Source organism: Duganella sp. CF458, assembly GCF_900113115.1.
Lineage (GTDB): Bacteria > Pseudomonadota > Gammaproteobacteria > Burkholderiales > Burkholderiaceae_D > Rugamonas.
Genome location: NZ_FOOF01000001.1, coordinates 435,625 through 451,094 on the forward strand (window position 1 = coordinate 435,625; position 15,470 = coordinate 451,094).

Sequence of the window (15,470 nt, forward strand, 5' to 3'; positions counted from 1 at the left end):
TCAATGCGGGGCGTGCGCCGCGCAGCAGTAGTCACGGCCGTTGGCCGGGACATTTTCGGAGGCTGGGAAATGCACGCCGCAATGGTCGCATTGCAGCATCTGTTCAGCCTGTTGCGGCTCGGCCGCGCGCGGCTGCTGCGGCGCAGGCGATGTGCCGCCTTGCGGCGGGCCGCTCATCTTGCGCAATTTGCTGCGGATGGCGGCGATCACCAGGAAAAACAGCGCCAGCCAGAACAGGACTCGTGTCATGCCAAACCTCGATGTAAAACCACTTCCAGCACAAAACGGCTGCCGACGTAGGCCAGCAGCAGGGTCGCAAAGCCCGCCAGCGTGAAGCTGAGGGCAGTCTTGCCGCGCCAGCCGCGGAAATGACGGCCGGCCAGCAAGGCGGCGAACAGGGCCCAGGACAGCAGGGTGAAGACCGATTTATGGTCCCACTTCAGCGCCCGGCCAAACAATTCTTCACTGAACACGATGCCCGACAGGACGGTCAGGCTGAGCAGCACGAAGCCGAAGGCGATCAGGCGGAACAGCAGCTTTTCCATCGTCAGCAAGGCGGGCAACTGGTCCAGGGCGGTGGCGAAAAAGCCCGGGCTGTCGCTGCGCGTATGCAGGCGCGACTCCTGCAGCGCCATCAGCACGGCGTGGAAGGCGGCGATGGTCAAGGTACTGTAGGCCAGCGTGGCGATGGCGATGTGCCAGCCCAGCATGGTGGAACGGCCGGCGGTCGGGATCAGCGCGCCGGGGAAGCCCGCTTGCAAGGCCACCGCCAGCGCGGCCACCGGCATCACGATGCGGCGCAGGCCGTCCAGCGGGAAGTTCTGGTTTTCCAGCCAGTAGGCGCCCACCGAAATCCACAGCGCCGACGATAGCATGGTGGCAAAGCCGACGCGCAGCGAACCGGGCACCATCACGTCGACCCACAGCGCCGCCCCGTGCAGCAGCCAGGCGCCGGCCGTCAGTGCGGCGATAGGCACGGATTTACGCGACGGGAGGACACCACAAATCAGGTAAAGCAGCGTTGCTGCGAGCAGGAAGTAAGTTTGCATCCGGTAAGTTTAACACTCAGTCAGCGGTGCCAGGTCCCAACACGCTCCGCGTGTCAGGAGCTGGCACCGGGACGATTTCAATCAACCGCCGCCGCACGCAACTCGTCATGATGATGGCGTTGTTGTTCTTCCATCACCAACTGTCCCAGCTCGCGCTTCAAGGCGTTGAATTCCGGCGACGACGGGTCGCGCAGGCGCGGCAGGTCGACCAGGATGTCGCGCTTGACCGTACCGGGACGGTACGTCATGACCACGATGCGGTCGGCCAGGTAAATCGCCTCCTCGATGCTGTGGGTGACGAAGATGATGGTCTTTTTCTGCTCGTCCCAGATGCGCAGCAACTCGTCCTGCAGGTCGCGCCGGGTCAGCGCATCGAGTGCGCCGAACGGCTCGTCCATCAGCATGATCGGCGAATCCAGCGCCAGCACGCGGGCGATCGCCACCCGCTGCCGCATGCCGCCCGACAGGTCTTTCGGGAAGCGCTGGCGGAAGTCCTGCAGCGACAAGGTCTTCAGCAGCTGGTCCACCGTGGCCGCGATCTGCTCCTTCGGCAGGCCCTTGATCTCCAGGCCGAAGGCCACGTTGTCGGCCACCGTCATCCAGGGGAACAGGGCGTATTCCTGGAATACCATGCCGCGCTCCGGGCCCGGAGCGGTCACCGGCTTGCCATCGGCGACGATGCTGCCGCCGGTGGGCGGCGAAAAGCCGGCGATGGCGTTCAACAGGGTCGACTTGCCGCAGCCGGAAGGCCCGAGCAGGCAGACGAACTGGCCGCGCGGGATCTCCAGGTTGATGTCCTGCAGCGCCACCACCGAGGTGCCGAAGACCTTGCTGACACCCCTGACTTCAATATGTGCGGCGCTCATTCAGCTCTCCAGGCCGCGGTGCCAGCGCAGCAGGTGGTTGTTCAGGCGGTCCATCGCGACGTCGATCGCCAGTCCCAGCATACCAATGGTGATCATGCCGGCGATGATCTTGTCCGACCAGAAGTACTCGCGCGCCTCGCTGATGCGGAAGCCCAGGCCGTTGTTCACCGCCACCATTTCCGCCACGATCACCACGATGAAGGCGGTGCCGATGCCGATGCGCACGCCGGCCAGGATCGACGGCACCGCTGCCGGCAGGATCACGCGCAGGAACATGGTGGGACCGGAGGCGCCCAGGTTGCGCGCCGCGCGCAGGTAGATGCCGTCCACCTGGCGCACGCCGGCGATGGTGTTGATCAGGACCGGGAAGAAGGCGCCCAGCGAAATCAGGAAGATGGCCGGCGGGTTGCCCAGCCCGAACCACAGCATCGACAGCGGGATATAGGCAATCGGCGGCACCGGGCGGATGATCTGCACCAGCACATTGAACAGGCGGTAGGCGTGGGCGCTGGCGCCCATGGCCAGTCCCAGCGGCAGCGCCAGTCCACCGCCGATGACGAAACCGAGCAGCACGCGGTACATGCTGCCGATCGCATCGTGGATCAACTCACCGGAGAAAGCCCACGCCAGCCGGCTACCGTTGCCGTCATACGGCTGCAGCGGCAGCAGGTATTCCACCCACTTGCGCGCCACCGCTTCCGGCGACGGCAGGGCCTGCGGGTTGACCCAGCCGCGGAACGTGACGAAATGCCAGACCAATACCAGCGCCGCCGGCACCACCAGGCCGACAGCGACATCGCGCCACGCCACCCTCATTTGACGCCCAGCGATTTCTTGGCCTGCTCCAGCAGGTCGGTCTTGACCCAGTCCTTGGCCAGCGGCGGCTTGGCCATCTTGCCGACGCCGGTCTTGACCATGGTGTCGGTGGTAACCTGGATGTGCTCGGGCGACACGTCGTACGAATAGGGCGAGTTGCCGATCGCGTCCTGGAAATCGTCGCTGGTGATCTGGCCCTTGAACACGGTATCGCGCACGTATTTTTCGGCCGTGGCCGGCTGGTCGATGAAGGTCTTGGTCGCCTCCACGAAGCAGCGCATGAACTTCTCGGCCACCGGGCGGCGCTCCTTGTAGAACTTCTCGGTCATCACCATGGTGCGGATCGGCTCGCCGATCGCGGTGTTGTACGGCTTCAGGATCTCGCTGCCGTAGCCCTTGTTGATGGCTTGCGACGATTGCGGCTCCGACTGCATCATGGCGTCGATATGCTTGCCCAGCAGGGCCTGGTTCAGGTCCGCATAGGCCAGCAGCACGGTCTGCACGTCCTTGCCCGGTTGTTCGGAGACGGTCAGGCCGGCCTGCTGCAGTTCCGCCAGCAGCAGCACTTCCTGGATGCCGCCGCGCGTCACGCCGACCCGCTTGCCCTTCAGGTCCTTGATCGATTTGAGATTCAGGTCGCTGCGCCCCACCAGGCGTGCGCCGCCCTTGGCGAAACCGGCCACCACGTAGATCGGCGCGCCGCCGGCGCGGCCGGAGATGGCAGCCTCGGAAGCGGTAGCGCCCACGTCAAGCTCGCCGGCCAGCACGGCGGACATCACGTCCAGGCCCTTGGCGAACACGCGCTCTTCGACCTTGATGCCGCACTTCGGCGCGATCTCCTTGATATACGATACGGCGCCGTAATGGGCGAACTTCAGGTTCCCCAGCCGCACCACCTCCTGCGCCTGCGCGCTGCCAGCCAACACCAATGCCGCCACGGCTGCCGCCGTGCCGATACTTTTCAGTCTCATCCAGCTCTCCTTAGTGAATAGTTGGCCTGCGCGGCCGCGCGCCCATCATACATTGAAGGCAGGGGCGCTTAAAGGGCGCTGCGTTCGCGCTGTTGCGCCAGGCGTTCCGCGCATGGCGGATGGATCGAGAGGTAGGCTCGCTCTGCGCCGGCCATGCCGGTGGCGCCGCTTAATGCTTCCTGTACTTCGCTCAGGAGGCGCAAGGACAAGCCGTTATGTTCCAGCAGGTCGGCGGCATACTTGTCGGCTTCGATTTCGGTCTGTTGCGGCCAATCCAGATGCGGCGCACGCGCCGCCATGCTGGAAACCAGCCAGCTGGTATCGCCCAGCACCACGCCGGCTGCTGCCGGCAACATGGCTTCCTGCGCCAGGCGGCGCAGCATGTGGTGCTGCTGCTGGTGGCCCAGTTCATGGGCCAGTACCGCCAGCACCGCGCCGTCGTCGGGCAGCGCCAGCACCAGGCTGTCGGTCAGGATGATGTCGCCCGAGGGCAGCGTGAAGGCGGCCGCGCCCAGTTGGCTGCTGCGAAACAGCAGGCGGTGGCGCGGCGCGCCTTCGTGCGGCGCTTGCAGGCTGTTGAAGGCCGCGCCGATGCGGGCCCGGTGCGTCTCCGACAGCTCGCTCGGTTTCAGCGCCTGCAGGTCCAGTTGGCGCAGCATGTCCTGTCCCAGCTGGATTTCCAGGGCCGGCGGAAACGCCGCGGCCAACTGGTCGACGATGACGGGGCGGGCCAGTTGCCAGCCGGCGCACAGGACAAGGCACACCGCAGCCACCAGGGCTGCCAGGCGCCAATGGCGCAGGGCGCGCCGCCGGCCGGGCGCGCATAGATTGATCAGGTCTGGAACGGCCAGCGATTGCACAAGTTCATCCGTAAAATTAATTTATGAACAAGATGCATGGTGGCCGCATGTCTTGTCAAGAAGAAACTTTGTTTATTTCGCAAATTTGTGCACGATAGTGACATTTCGTGAGAGACAGGCGGTCACCACCCTGCGCTGCCGCCGGCGCCCCCTACTAAGGTAGAATGGCGGGATTTTCCGCTGATCGCAGCGCTCTTTCGCCGCTCTCTTTATTCGCAGCTCTCTTTATTAATTAGTAGGCCACCAATGCTAGACAACCTGACTACGCGCCTTGCCAAAGTCGTCAAGACGATGCGCGGCGAGGCCCGCCTGACCGAAACCAACACCGCCGACATGCTGCGCGAAGTGCGCATGGCGCTGCTGGAGGCCGACGTCGCCCTGCCGGCCGTGCGCGAATTCATCGCCAAGGTCAAGGAAAAAGCCCTCGGCGAAGAAGTGATTTCCTCGCTGACCCCGGGCCAGGCCCTGGTCGGCGTGGTGCAGCGCGAACTGGGCGCCCTGATGGGCGCGGACCTGGGTGCCGAAGCGTCGCAGCTTTCCTTCGCCCAGCAGCCGCCGGCGATCATCCTGATGGCCGGCTTGCAGGGCGTGGGCAAGACCACCACCGTCGGCAAGCTGGCCAAGTACCTGAAAGAACAAAAGAAGAAGAAAGTGCTGACCGTATCGGCCGACGTGTATCGTCCCGCCGCTATCGCCCAGCTGCAATCGGTGACCGGCCAGGTCGGCGCCGACTTCTTCCCTTCCACTGCGCAGGACAAGCCGGTCGACATCGCGCTGGCCGCGCTGGACTGGGCCAAGAAGCACCATCATGACGTGCTGATCATCGACACCGCCGGCCGCCTCGGTATCGACGAAGAGATGATGAAAGAGATCGCCGCCGTGCACGGCGCGGTCAAGCCGATCGAAACCCTGTTCGTGGTCGACGCGATGCTGGGCCAGGACGCGATCAACACCGCCAAGGCCTTCAACGACGCGCTGCCGCTGACCGGCGTGGTGCTGACCAAGCTCGATGGCGATTCGCGCGGCGGTGCGGCGCTGTCGGTGCGCCACATTACCGGCAAGCCGATCAAGTTTGCCGGCGTGTCGGAAAAACTGGACGGCCTGGAAGCGTTCGATCCGCAGCGCATGGCCAACCGTATCCTGGGCATGGGCGACATCCTGGCCCTGGTCGAGGAAGCGCAGAAGAACGTCGACGCCAAGGCGGCGGCCGAGCTGGCCGCCAAGGTCAAGTCGGGCGGCAAGTTCGACATGAACGACTTCAAGGCGCAACTGGCGCAGATGAAAAAAATGGGCGGCATGAGCGGCCTGCTCGACAAGCTGCCGGCCCAGTTCCAGCAAGCCGCGGCCGGCGCCAACATGGGCCAGGCCGAGAAGCAGGTGCGGCGCATGGTCGGCATCATCGACTCGATGACGCCGCAGGAACGCGCCAAGCCGGAACTGATCAAGGCGGCGCGCAAGCGCCGCATCGCGGCCGGTGCCGGGGTCCAGGTGCAGGAAGTGAACCGCATGCTGAACCAGTTCGAGCAGATGCAGACCATGATGAAAAAGCTGTCCGGCGGCGGCATGATGAAGATGATGCGCTCGATGAAGGGCATGATGCCCGGCATGCGCTAAGCCTCGCGTTGCCGCAAAAAGCCGCCTTCGGGCGGCTTTTTTTGTGTTTCAGGCTTGTTTCCCCTAAAAAACCCACAAAAACACTTGCACAAGCAGCAAACCCCCGCCAATATTAGCCGTGCGATAGTATTGCGCAATTTTCCATTTGTTTGTTAAGGAGGCTCGAATATGGCAACAGCCAAGAAAGCAGCACCAGCAGCAAAGAAAGCCGCCGCCAAGCCAGCAGCAAAAAAAGCTGCGCCGGCCAAGGCAGCAGCCAAGCCAGCAGCAAAGAAAGCAGCAGCACCAGCCGCACGTAAACCTAACGCAGCCTTCATGAAGGCGATGACGCCATCGAGCGCACTGTCCGCCGTAGTCGGTTCCGCACCGCTGCCGCGTACCGAAGTGACCAAGAAAGTCTGGGACTACATCAAGAAACTGAACCTGCAGGACGCCGCCAACCGCCGCATGATCAATGCGGACGACAAGCTGAAAGCTGTCTTCGGCGGCAAGGCCCAGGTTTCCATGTTTGAAATGACCAAGCTGATTTCCGACCACCTGAAATAAGCTGCTTCTGGCTGTTGCAGCCATTCGAGGAGCCCCGACGCCACGCGCTCGGGGCTTTTATTTTTTATGCGTGCACGCCTTCACCTGACCCTGTCGCTCGCCAGCCTGGCCGCCCTTGGCCCGCTGGCGTTTGATGCTGTCCTGCCGGCCTTGCCGGCGCTCGGCAAGGAATTCGGCCTGTCCCTGCCCGCCGCACAGTCCCTGCTGTCCGTGTACATGGCAGCCCTGGCATCGGCCCACCTGCTGTTCGCCTGGACCTCAAATGCCCTGGGCAAGCGTGCGGTCCTGATTGGCGGCACGCTGCTGCTTACCGCCGGCAGCGCCCTGTGCGCGCTGGCGCAAGTGCCGTGGGAACTGCAGGCCGGACGCGTTCTTCAAGGGCTGGGCGCGGGCGCCGCGGCGGCCCTGCTGCCGCTGCTGATGCGGCCCCATGCGAGCCGCCGGCTTCGCCTGTTGACCGATGGCGCGATCCCGATCCTGGCACCGGCGATCGGCGCGCTGTTGGTGCTGGGTGCCGGCTGGCGCTACACCTTCTGGATGGCGGTAGCGGCGTGCCTGCTGTTGCTCGTGCTGTTGGCCAGTGCGCCGGCCGCCGCCAACAAGGCTGGCGACGAGTTCCAGTTCGGGGAGTTGATGGGAAACTTCACCTACCTGCGCTATGCCGCCTGCCATGCCTTGTGCTTTGGCGCCATGATGGCCGGTGCAGCCACCCTGCCCGTCATGATCTCTCTCGACCTTGGGCTGGGCGCCGCCCATATCGCCCTGCTGCAAGCCGCCGGCGCTTCGGTCATGCTGGTGCAGTCGTTCGGCAACCCGGGCGGACCGACGAGGCAGCGGGTCACCGGCGGCATCGCCGTGATGATCATGGCCGCCGCCTTCATCGTCGCGTGGAACCAATTGGAGCAAGGCGTCGATCCCTTCTATTACCTGTTCGGATGCTGGGCGGCACTGTGCGCCGGCTTCTCGGCATGCGCCATGCCGCTGACCGCGGGCGCGCTCAAGGCGGCAGGCCGGCATGCACGCGCCGGCTTGTCGCTGCTACAGTTTGCCAGCCACGCGGTTGCCGCTGCCGCTATCCGGTTGACGGCCAAGGGCAATGTGGAAGACGCGGCACTGATCACCTTCGGTAGCGCCGCCGTGATGGTGATTGCGGGAGCGGCCTTGCTGCCGGGGTTTATCTGGCGTTCCGCCGACATCAAACATTAGCCAGCCGCCATGCAAGCACTGCACCGCCTTGCCATTCCCCTCGCCAGCCTGACAGCCCTGGGCCTGCTGGCCTCGGACCTGTACCTGCCGGCGATTCCAGTGATGGCGGCGGAGCTCGGCGCCTCCATTCCATCCGCGCAGGCGACCATGGCCTTGTTCATGGCGGCGCTGGCCCTGTCGCAACTGGCCTGGGGTTGGGCGGCCGATCGTTTCGGCGACCGCCGCACCATCATGGCCGGCACCGCCCTGCTGGGCGGGGGCAGCCTGGTTTGCGCCATGGCGCCTGCGATCGACGCGATGCTGGCCGGTCGCCTGCTGCAAGGGCTGGGCGCAGGAGCCGCAACGGTGGCCGTGCCCGCCCTGATACGGCGACGTTTCAACGAGGCCGATGCCGTCAAGGCGCTGGCCATGGTCGCCATGGCCGAATCCACCGTTCCGGCACTGGGACCGGTGGCCGGCGCCGCCATCGTGCTGTACGCCGACTGGCGCACCACGTTCTGGCTGATCGCCGCCATGTCGCTCCTGCTGCTGCCGCTGGTCGCGCGCATCGTCGGCCGCGCAGCGCAACTGCCCCCGGCAGCATCCCATGCCCGGCGCGGCTATGCCCCGCTGCTGCGCAACCGCCGCTACCTGCGCTACGCCCTGAGCTACGCCGTCATGTTCGGCGCCTTGCTGATGTACGTGGCAAGTGCGCCGGTACTGGTCACGCATACCCTCGGGCTCGGGATCGAAGCATTCGCCATCCTGCAGATGTGCGGCGTGCTGGCCTTCATGGTCGGCGCCTCGGCTGCGGTGCGCATGGTGCAGCGGCTTGGCCAGCTCTGGCTGATGCGCACAGGGACGCTGCTGCAATGTCTGGCGGGTGCGGGCTTGATGGGGATGGCGCTGGCGGGCCTGGTGGGCACGCGCGGCCTGGTGGCGCTGGCCGTGCTGGCCGCCTTGTTCTGCGCCGGGCTCGGCCTGCGCGGCCCTGCCACCATGGGCGGCGCGCTGCATGCGGCCGGAGAAGATGCGGGCAAGGGCGCGGGCCTCTTGATGTTCTTCGCCTTTGCTTGTGTTGCAGGCGCCACGCAACTGGTGGCGCCCTTCCTGCATTACGGCTTGCTGCCGCTGGGCGGCCTGCTGTTCGCGATGGTCGGTGCCAGCGCGCTGCTGCTGCCCAGGTAAGTCTTACTTCCCTTGCTTGCGGCGACGGGCGCCGGCCAGCGCCAGCAGGCCCAGGCCGAACACGGCAACCGAGGCCGGCTCGGGGACGAAGGTCACGTCACCACCGGTGGCATCCTTGATGTAGTCCAGGTAGCTGTGCAGGAGCATGCCGCCGAAGTAGCTGCCGAACGCGCCTTCCGCCAGGCCGCGCGGCGTCCCGCCGAAGGTGTTGGTGGCGATCAGCATCAGCTCACCGTACATTTCCACGAACGTAGGACCGCCCGAATCGCCACCACCGATATTGGCTTCGCGGTCGTTTGGCAGGACCGGCGTGCACACTCCGGCGTTCGCGCACCAGAAGTCCTTGCCTTCACCGTCGAAGTCGCCGTACCAGACTTCGCGGCGGCCGGTGTAGCCTTGCTCGTCGTCTGCATCAAACACGTCCACATAGTTTTCGCCGCTGCGCTTCACGCGGAACTGCGGGTCGACCGTGTAACCGTTGATACCGTCGCCCGAAGTACCGTAACCAGCCATGATCAGGCGAGTACCGGCCCGCAGTTCGGTGGCCGCGATCTTGTAGATTTGCGCTTCCTTCGGCGCATCCTGGCTCAGGGTCACCACCGCCACGTCATCATTGACGCACTGGTCGTTGGGACCAAAGCCTGCCGGGCAATTGCCAAAGCCGGCGTAATCGCCGTGCATCGAGATTTTCGACGCATTGATCACTTGGGAACCCGGGCCGGACGAGGTCGCGTTGAAGACTACCCGCACGGAATTGCCCGGCTTGTTCAGGTCGACTAGGACACCGTTGTCGTTGGAGTCGACGCAATGGCCGGCGGTCACCACCTGGCGCTTGCCGACCAGGGTGCCGGAGCAGATGTACAACTGGTTATCTTTCTGGATGGCCAAGCTGACCACGCCGGTGAAGCGCGACGAAGCAAGGTTGCCGTCCACGCGGGCTTCGGGAGAGTCCGGTGGCGCCCCGGCGCTGATCATCGGCTTGAGGCCGGTCAGTTGGGCCACCGGGCCTGCGGACGCGCTGCCGACAGCGCCAATTGCCAGGACGATGCCAAGCAGCTTCTTGATTGCGGTATTGCTCAAATTACCTTCTCCCTTTACATGATTTCATGAAATGTTTAATTGCTACAACATTTCCAAGCAGGAATCATGCCAAAAGGAAAAGTTTCTTATCTTTCAGCCAGTTACAATATTGACCAATGTTCAAAATTAGACAAATGTAAAGATTTCCGACAATTCAATACATTTTGCAATACTTTAATGCGTAGGCTATTTGCTGAACGAGATGCTCTGGATGAATTGGACGCGTTCATCATCGTCAGGACCTGCGATGCGGCCGGCATTGCGCCCGGTAGCGATGGTCGCGCTGACAGGCTTGCCCTTGAGCTTGCCGCCGCCGTCGACCAGCTTGCCTTTGACGAGTTGGCCTGGAGCTGCCGCCGTGCTGCCGGCGAAGGCCAGGCTGGCCAGGATGAACAGGAATTTATTGGAATGCATAGGTGCTCCGTTGCGAGTGAGTCAAGGCGCAGAGTGTAAGCGCCAGCCTCCTCGCACAGATGCACCGATTGTCACAGCCGCTTTAAAGCTTCCACTTGTTCCACGCCGCCAGCACCGCGTTCGGATACTCGGGCCGGCCACGGCTGCCGTTGTAGCGGCCGAGGGCGAGATACAGGTTGCCTTGCTCCATGTCGATGTACATGCGCAGGATCGAGCAGCCATAGCGCAGGTTGGTCTGCATATTGAACAATTTGGCGCGGTCACGGTCGCCGATCACATTGGTCCAGAACGGCATCACCTGCATATAGCCACGCGCGCCGACGATCGACACCGCGTATTTGCGGTAGGCCGATTCGACCTGGATCAATCCCAACACCAGGCCCGGGTCCAGGCCGGCGCGGCGCGCTTCGTACCAGGCGGTTTCGAGGAATTCGCGGCGCGTGAATTCGTCCGACAGCTTGCGCCTCAACCGGTCCGACATGGCGGCGTACCACTGGTCGTACTGCGCGCGGTCGGCCGGCGTCAGGAACACCGGCTTGGGCGGCCGTGCATCCATGATGGCGTTGGACAGCGCCACCCGCACGCCGTCGGCCAGCGCTTCCTCTTTCTGGTTGCCGGCAAAGCCGAGCGGCGCGCACAGCACGCCGCTGGCGAATGCCAGCGTATGCCACCAGCGCAAAGGACGCGCCCACCAGCGGCGGCGTTCGCGTCCCTGCCTTGGTGATCGCCAAGCCATCGGGATCACTTCTGGATTTTGCCCTTGATGAAGGCCAGGGCATCGGCCACCGGAACGGCAGTCGCCTCGGTATCGCGGCGGCCCTGGTATTCCAGGTTGCCTTCCTTCAGGCCACGCTCGCCGATCACCACGCGGTGCGGCACGCCGATCAGTTCCCAGTCGGCGAACATGGCGCCCGGGCGCTGGCCGCGGTCATCCAGGATGACGTCGATGCCGGCTTCCAGCGCAGCGGTGTACAGCTTCTCGGTCTCGGCCTTCACCAGCTCCGAGCGGTCCATGCCCATCGGGCACAGCACCAGTTCGAACGGCGCCAGGGAGGTCGGCCAGATGATGCCCTTGTCATCGAAGTTCTGCTCGATGGCGGCGCCCAGGATGCGGGTGATGCCGATGCCGTAGCAGCCCATTTGCAGCGGGGCCGGCTTCTGGTTTTCATCCAGGAAGGTGGCCTGCATCGATGCGGAGTAAGCGGTGCCCAGCTGGAACACGTGGCCCACTTCGATGCCGCGCTCGATCGCCAGCACGCCTTTGCCGTCCGGCGAGGCATCGCCTTCCACCACGTTGCGCAGGTCGGCCACGATGGCAGGTTCCGCCACGTCGCGGCCCCAGTTGGCGCCCGTGAAGTGGTAATCCACTTCGTTGGCGCCGGTCACGAAGTCCGACATCAGCGCCACGGTGCGGTCGGCCACCACGGTCACGGCTCCCTTGGTGCCGATCGGGCCCAGGTAGCCGGGCTTGCAGCCGTAGACTTCCAGGATCTCGGCCTCGGTCGAGAAGCGGTTCTGCGCCAGGCCAGGCACCTTGCTGGCCTTGATTTCATTCAGCTCGTGGTCGCCACGCAGCAGCAGCATGAAGTGCTGCTTGCTGCCGTCTTCTTTTTCCGACGTCAGGGCGATGGTCTTGACGGTCTGTTTCAGGTCGATGCCCAGCAGCTTGGCCACGTCTTCGCACTTGGCAGCCTTCGGGGTCGACGTCTTGGCCAGCGTAGCGCCGGCGGCCGCGCGGGTGCCGGTGGCCACCGCTTCCGCCGCTTCCATATTGGCCGCGTAGTCGGAGCTCGGGCAGTACACCAGCGCGTCCTCGCCGGTGGAGGCGATCACGTGGAATTCATGCGAGCCGGTGCCGCCGATCGCGCCGTTGTCGGCCGCCACAGCGCGGAACTTCAGGCCGAAGCGGGTGAAGATGCGGGTGTAGGCGTCGAACATGATCTGGTACGACTTCTGCATGCCTTCCAGGTCGCGGTCGAAGGAATAAGCATCCTTCATGGTGAACTCGCGGCCACGCATCAGGCCGAAGCGCGGGCGGCGTTCGTCGCGGAACTTGGTCTGGATGTGGTAAAAATTCAACGGAATCTGACGGTAGGATTTGATCTCGCTGCGCACCACGTCGGTGATCACTTCTTCGGAAGTCGGCTGGATCGCGAAGTCGCGGCCATGGCGGTCCTTAACGCGCAGCAGCTCCGGGCCCATCTTGTCCCAACGACCGGTTTCCTGCCACAGCTCGGCAGGCTGTACCAGAGGCATCAGCAGCTCAATGGCACCGGCATTATTCATTTCTTCGCGAACGATGGCCTCGACTTTTCGAATCACTTTCAAGCCCATCGGCATATAGGTATAAATGCCGGAACCGAGGCGTTTGATCATGCCCGCGCGCATCATCAACTGGTGGCTGACGATTTCGGCGTCAGATGGAGCTTCCTTGAGGGTTGAAATAAAAAAGCGGGATGCACGCATATCGGTGAATTCTTTTTAAAAAGAGAGAGTTATAATCAACCTAATTTTAAAGGATTAGCTGGCCCGATGCGTCCAAACTTTATACAAAGAGCGCTATTGCAGTTGGATTTGTAGTCAAAAATATAAGAGGACGCCTCGGCCACGGAAAGTTTGAGGTGCAATATGCTCGATCGTGAAGGGTTTCGCCCCAACGTCGGCATCATCCTGCTCAACTCGCATAACGAGGTGTGGTGGGGCAAACGGGTGCGCGAGCACTCGTGGCAGTTCCCGCAGGGCGGGATCAAGTATGGTGAAACGCCGGAGCAAGCAATGTACCGCGAGCTCGAAGAGGAAATCGGACTGCGTCCGGAACACGTCAAGATCATCGGCCGCACCCGCGACTGGCTGCGCTATGAGGTGCCGGATCACTTTATCAAGCGGGAAATCCGCGGCCATTATCGTGGCCAGAAGCAGATCTGGTTCCTGTTGCGCATGTGCGCGCGCGACAATGACGTGAACCTGCGCTTGACCGACCATCCCGAATTCGACGCCTGGCGTTGGCACGATTACTGGGTTCCGCTGGACGTGGTGATCGAATTCAAGCGCGAAGTCTACCAGCGCGCCTTGCAGGAGCTATCGCGCTTCCTGACCTGGCCGGCGCATGGCGACCGCCGCCATTCCTCGCGCTACCTGCGCCAGCCGCACGGCCAGCGTGGGCAGCGCAGCAGCGACAAGCCGCAACAGCCGGTGGTGACGCCGCCGGATGCCGAACTGGCGACCAAGGAATAAGGAAGCTGCCCGCGAGGGCGGCTTTTTTTACGGCTGGCGCAGGGCCCAGCGCTGCGATACGTAGTCGATCACCAGCAGCTTCCCCAGCAAATGGTGCAAGCCCACCACCCCGGCCAATGGTTCGTCCGGCTGGAAGCCCAGCCCTTCGCAATATCCGGCCAGGAAGCCTGCAAGCTTGACGCTGTCGCCGATCTCCAGCGTTCGCTGCACCGTTCCCATGACACAAGGCAACTGGCGGCCCCACGCGTTGGCGGAGAAACGCTGCGCGTCCCGTAGCGGCGCGCCGCCGGTCAGCCCGGCCCAGGCCTGCGCCGAATGGCCATTGATGCCGAAGGCTGCCGACCCTGTATCGAGCAGCGCGGCTTGCGGCGCCCCGCCCGCCACGCGCACCGTCACCAAGGGGTGGCCGCCCGGCCCGCCCCAGCGCACATAACGCATGGTGTGCGCGTCCGGCGCATCCTGCAAGGATGGTCCTTGCTGCCAGCGGTAGCGGGCGCCAGCCAGGTCAAGTTCCAGCGTGCCGTGCTCGAAGAATTCATTGCCGACGGTGGCAATCAGGTCGGAAGTGCAGTGGCCCTGCTCCAGCGGGGCCAGGTTGGCAGCATCCGCACTGGCGACCCGGCGCAGCCCGGCCAGTTCGACTGTCACCTGCTTGCGCGGGGCATCCGCGTTTCCTTTTCTGTGCCAGATGACGGCGCCGGGCGCGCCGGTGTCGAGCTGCGCGTAACAGTCGATGCCGTCGATTTTCACCGGCAGCACGATGGCGGCGGGCACCTTGGGCGCGCCTTCATATAGCGCGTGATCGACGAACAGGAATGGCAGGAAAATGGGCATTAGCAAAAGAACAGCGAAAAAGAGGCGCAGGGTACACCTTCGCGCCGCAAGGTACAATGGCGCAATGTTTACCCCGTCTTCCCACGACGTCCGCCGCTTCTTCTGCGACGTCTACCGCAAAGCCAACGCCAACGAAATCATGGATCCGATCGAGCTGATCGCCCGCGACTGGATCATGGCGCACCCCGAATACCACGACCAGTTGAAAGATGTGGAAGCCGCCATGGCGCGCGACTACTCGGTGGAAGGCAGCGAGGCCAACCCCTTCCTGCACCTGTCGATGCACTTGTCGATTACCGAGCAGCTCTCGATCGACCAGCCGCGCGGCATCCGCGAGGCCTTCGTGGGCCTGGCGCGCAAGCTTGGCACCGAACACGCGGCGCACCATGAAATCATGGAATGCCTGGGCGAGATGATCTGGAACTCGCAGCGCCGTGGCGTGCCGCCGGATGGCGCGGCCTATGTGGAAGCGGTCAAGCGCCGGATTTAAGCTTCGTCCACGCGGACAATGGGCATATGCCAGATCAGGGCAAACACCAGCGGGCTGGCGATCGCCGCGAAAATCACCGAGCGCACCAGGTGATCGGAACCCACGGCCAGCGCAGGGCCGACATTGATCAGCCATGGCAAGGTGGCTGCCAGCAAGGCTTGCGATTTGCGTCCCAGGCGGGCGATCAGGCACAGCATCAGCACTGCCACACCGGCCAGCAATGCAGTAAGCAAGTACACCATTTCTCGGCACCTCCGCGATTTCAGGATAGGGTCATCATAGACCAACAGTTCTGGCGGGAAACTATCCAAAAATCGCGAAAC

At 63.8% G+C, this 15,470-nt stretch carries 18 protein-coding genes; 6 read left to right on the top strand and 12 right to left on the bottom strand.

Annotated elements, in window-relative coordinates; translation table 11 throughout:
- From BM269_RS01910 to BM269_RS01935, 6 genes are all read right to left on the bottom strand, one after another.
- Positions 1-249, bottom strand: a complete 249-nt coding sequence (locus BM269_RS01910; RefSeq protein ID WP_090435154.1) for a PP0621 family protein — start codon at positions 247-249, stop codon at positions 1-3.
- Entirely contained in the window at positions 246-1,049 is an 804-nt protein-coding gene (locus BM269_RS01915; RefSeq protein ID WP_090435157.1) for a cytochrome C assembly family protein, read from the bottom strand. Before BM269_RS01915 ends, BM269_RS01910 begins: the two co-directional genes overlap by 4 nt.
- A gap of 77 nt (positions 1,050-1,126) precedes the next feature.
- Complete coding sequence (locus BM269_RS01920) at positions 1,127-1,915, bottom strand: ABC transporter ATP-binding protein (protein ID WP_090435160.1); 789 nt, start codon at positions 1,913-1,915, stop codon at positions 1,127-1,129.
- Positions 1,916-2,731 carry an ABC transporter permease gene (locus tag BM269_RS01925; protein ID WP_090435163.1) on the bottom strand — a complete coding sequence of 272 codons (816 nt, stop codon included), beginning with the start codon at positions 2,729-2,731 and terminating at the stop codon, positions 1,916-1,918. It abuts the gene before it with no gap.
- Positions 2,728-3,702 (bottom strand): ABC transporter substrate-binding protein, encoded by a 975-nt coding sequence (locus BM269_RS01930; protein ID WP_090435167.1) that lies wholly within the window; start codon positions 3,700-3,702, stop codon positions 2,728-2,730. Before BM269_RS01930 ends, BM269_RS01925 begins: the two co-directional genes overlap by 4 nt.
- 68 nt (positions 3,703-3,770) lie before the next feature.
- Complete coding sequence (locus BM269_RS01935; RefSeq protein WP_090435170.1) at positions 3,771-4,562, bottom strand: M48 family metallopeptidase; 792 nt, start codon at positions 4,560-4,562, stop codon at positions 3,771-3,773.
- A gap of 246 nt (positions 4,563-4,808) precedes the next feature.
- Here BM269_RS01935 and ffh point away from each other — a divergent pair, with 246 nt between their 5' ends.
- The 4 genes from ffh (at position 4,809) to BM269_RS01955 (ending at position 9,095) form a co-directional block, all read left to right on the top strand.
- Complete coding sequence (ffh, locus tag BM269_RS01940; RefSeq protein ID WP_090435173.1) at positions 4,809-6,176, top strand: signal recognition particle protein; 1,368 nt, start codon at positions 4,809-4,811, stop codon at positions 6,174-6,176.
- Between the two features lie 168 nt (positions 6,177-6,344).
- Positions 6,345-6,722, top strand: coding sequence for an SWIB/MDM2 domain-containing protein (locus tag BM269_RS01945; protein ID WP_055929217.1), 378 nt, complete (start codon positions 6,345-6,347; stop codon positions 6,720-6,722).
- 66 nt (positions 6,723-6,788) lie between these two features.
- Positions 6,789-7,928: an MFS transporter gene (locus tag BM269_RS01950; RefSeq protein WP_090435176.1), complete on the top strand. Its 1,140-nt coding sequence runs from the start codon at positions 6,789-6,791 to the stop codon at positions 7,926-7,928.
- A gap of 9 nt (positions 7,929-7,937) precedes the next feature.
- Positions 7,938-9,095: an MFS transporter gene (locus BM269_RS01955; RefSeq protein WP_090435179.1), complete on the top strand. Its 1,158-nt coding sequence runs from the start codon at positions 7,938-7,940 to the stop codon at positions 9,093-9,095.
- A gap of 3 nt (positions 9,096-9,098) precedes the next feature.
- Here BM269_RS01955 and BM269_RS01960 read toward each other — a convergent pair whose 3' ends face one another.
- The 4 genes from BM269_RS01960 to BM269_RS01975 all read right to left on the bottom strand — a co-directional run bounded on the left by BM269_RS01960 (position 9,099) and on the right by BM269_RS01975 (position 13,055).
- Entirely contained in the window at positions 9,099-10,175 is a 1,077-nt protein-coding gene (locus BM269_RS01960; RefSeq protein WP_090435183.1) for a trypsin-like serine protease, read from the bottom strand.
- Positions 10,176-10,361: 186 nt separating this feature from the next.
- Positions 10,362-10,589: a hypothetical protein gene (locus tag BM269_RS01965; RefSeq protein WP_090435186.1), complete on the bottom strand. Its 228-nt coding sequence runs from the start codon at positions 10,587-10,589 to the stop codon at positions 10,362-10,364.
- Positions 10,590-10,671: 82 nt separating this feature from the next.
- Positions 10,672-11,325, bottom strand: coding sequence for a lytic transglycosylase domain-containing protein (locus BM269_RS01970; RefSeq protein WP_090435189.1), 654 nt, complete (start codon positions 11,323-11,325; stop codon positions 10,672-10,674).
- A gap of 5 nt (positions 11,326-11,330) precedes the next feature.
- Positions 11,331-13,055, bottom strand: coding sequence for a proline--tRNA ligase (locus BM269_RS01975; RefSeq protein WP_090435193.1), 1,725 nt, complete (start codon positions 13,053-13,055; stop codon positions 11,331-11,333).
- 162 nt (positions 13,056-13,217) lie between these two features.
- On the opposite strand from BM269_RS01975, the gene BM269_RS01980 reads away from it, so the two are divergent.
- On the top strand, positions 13,218-13,823 hold the full coding sequence (locus BM269_RS01980; RefSeq protein ID WP_090435196.1) for an RNA pyrophosphohydrolase: 606 nt from the start codon (positions 13,218-13,220) through the stop codon (positions 13,821-13,823).
- Between the two features lie 27 nt (positions 13,824-13,850).
- Here the strand turns inward: BM269_RS01980 and BM269_RS01985 are convergent, their stop codons facing one another.
- On the bottom strand, positions 13,851-14,657 hold the full coding sequence (locus BM269_RS01985) for a hypothetical protein (protein WP_090435198.1): 807 nt from the start codon (positions 14,655-14,657) through the stop codon (positions 13,851-13,853).
- A gap of 64 nt (positions 14,658-14,721) precedes the next feature.
- Between BM269_RS01985 and BM269_RS01990 the strand changes: the two genes are divergently transcribed.
- Positions 14,722-15,147 (top strand): DUF1841 family protein, encoded by a 426-nt coding sequence (locus BM269_RS01990; RefSeq protein ID WP_090435201.1) that lies wholly within the window; start codon positions 14,722-14,724, stop codon positions 15,145-15,147.
- Here the strand turns inward: BM269_RS01990 and BM269_RS01995 are convergent.
- A complete protein-coding gene (locus BM269_RS01995; RefSeq protein WP_090435204.1) occupies positions 15,144-15,389 on the bottom strand; it encodes a hypothetical protein in 246 nt (81 codons plus the stop codon). The two genes, BM269_RS01990 and BM269_RS01995, sit on opposite strands and share 4 nt — an antisense overlap.
- Between the last annotated feature and the right edge of the window lie 81 nt (positions 15,390-15,470).

Bases quoted from the DNA above. Each gene is read 5' to 3' on its own strand.
- BM269_RS01970 (WP_090435189.1), bottom strand. From the start codon at position 11,325: ATGGCTTGGCGATCACCAAGGCAGGGACGCGAACGCCGCCGCTGGTGG.
- BM269_RS01910 (WP_090435154.1), bottom strand. From the start codon at position 249: ATGACACGAGTCCTGTTCTGGCTGGCGCTGTTTTTCCTGGTGATCGCC.
- BM269_RS01920 (WP_090435160.1), bottom strand. From the start codon at position 1,915: ATGAGCGCCGCACATATTGAAGTCAGGGGTGTCAGCAAGGTCTTCGGC.
- BM269_RS01965 (WP_090435186.1), bottom strand. From the start codon at position 10,589: ATGCATTCCAATAAATTCCTGTTCATCCTGGCCAGCCTGGCCTTCGCC.
- BM269_RS01995 (WP_090435204.1), bottom strand. From the start codon at position 15,389: ATGGTGTACTTGCTTACTGCATTGCTGGCCGGTGTGGCAGTGCTGATG.
- BM269_RS01945 (WP_055929217.1), top strand. From the start codon at position 6,345: ATGGCAACAGCCAAGAAAGCAGCACCAGCAGCAAAGAAAGCCGCCGCC.
- BM269_RS01990 (WP_090435201.1), top strand. From the start codon at position 14,722: ATGTTTACCCCGTCTTCCCACGACGTCCGCCGCTTCTTCTGCGACGTC.
- BM269_RS01915 (WP_090435157.1), bottom strand. From the start codon at position 1,049: ATGCAAACTTACTTCCTGCTCGCAGCAACGCTGCTTTACCTGATTTGT.
- BM269_RS01950 (WP_090435176.1), top strand. From the start codon at position 6,789: ATGCGTGCACGCCTTCACCTGACCCTGTCGCTCGCCAGCCTGGCCGCC.
- BM269_RS01985 (WP_090435198.1), bottom strand. From the start codon at position 14,657: ATGCCCATTTTCCTGCCATTCCTGTTCGTCGATCACGCGCTATATGAA.
- BM269_RS01930 (WP_090435167.1), bottom strand. From the start codon at position 3,702: ATGAGACTGAAAAGTATCGGCACGGCGGCAGCCGTGGCGGCATTGGTG.
- BM269_RS01955 (WP_090435179.1), top strand. From the start codon at position 7,938: ATGCAAGCACTGCACCGCCTTGCCATTCCCCTCGCCAGCCTGACAGCC.
- ffh (WP_090435173.1), top strand. From the start codon at position 4,809: ATGCTAGACAACCTGACTACGCGCCTTGCCAAAGTCGTCAAGACGATG.
- BM269_RS01980 (WP_090435196.1), top strand. From the start codon at position 13,218: ATGCTCGATCGTGAAGGGTTTCGCCCCAACGTCGGCATCATCCTGCTC.
- BM269_RS01975 (WP_090435193.1), bottom strand. From the start codon at position 13,055: ATGCGTGCATCCCGCTTTTTTATTTCAACCCTCAAGGAAGCTCCATCT.
- BM269_RS01925 (WP_090435163.1), bottom strand. From the start codon at position 2,731: ATGAGGGTGGCGTGGCGCGATGTCGCTGTCGGCCTGGTGGTGCCGGCG.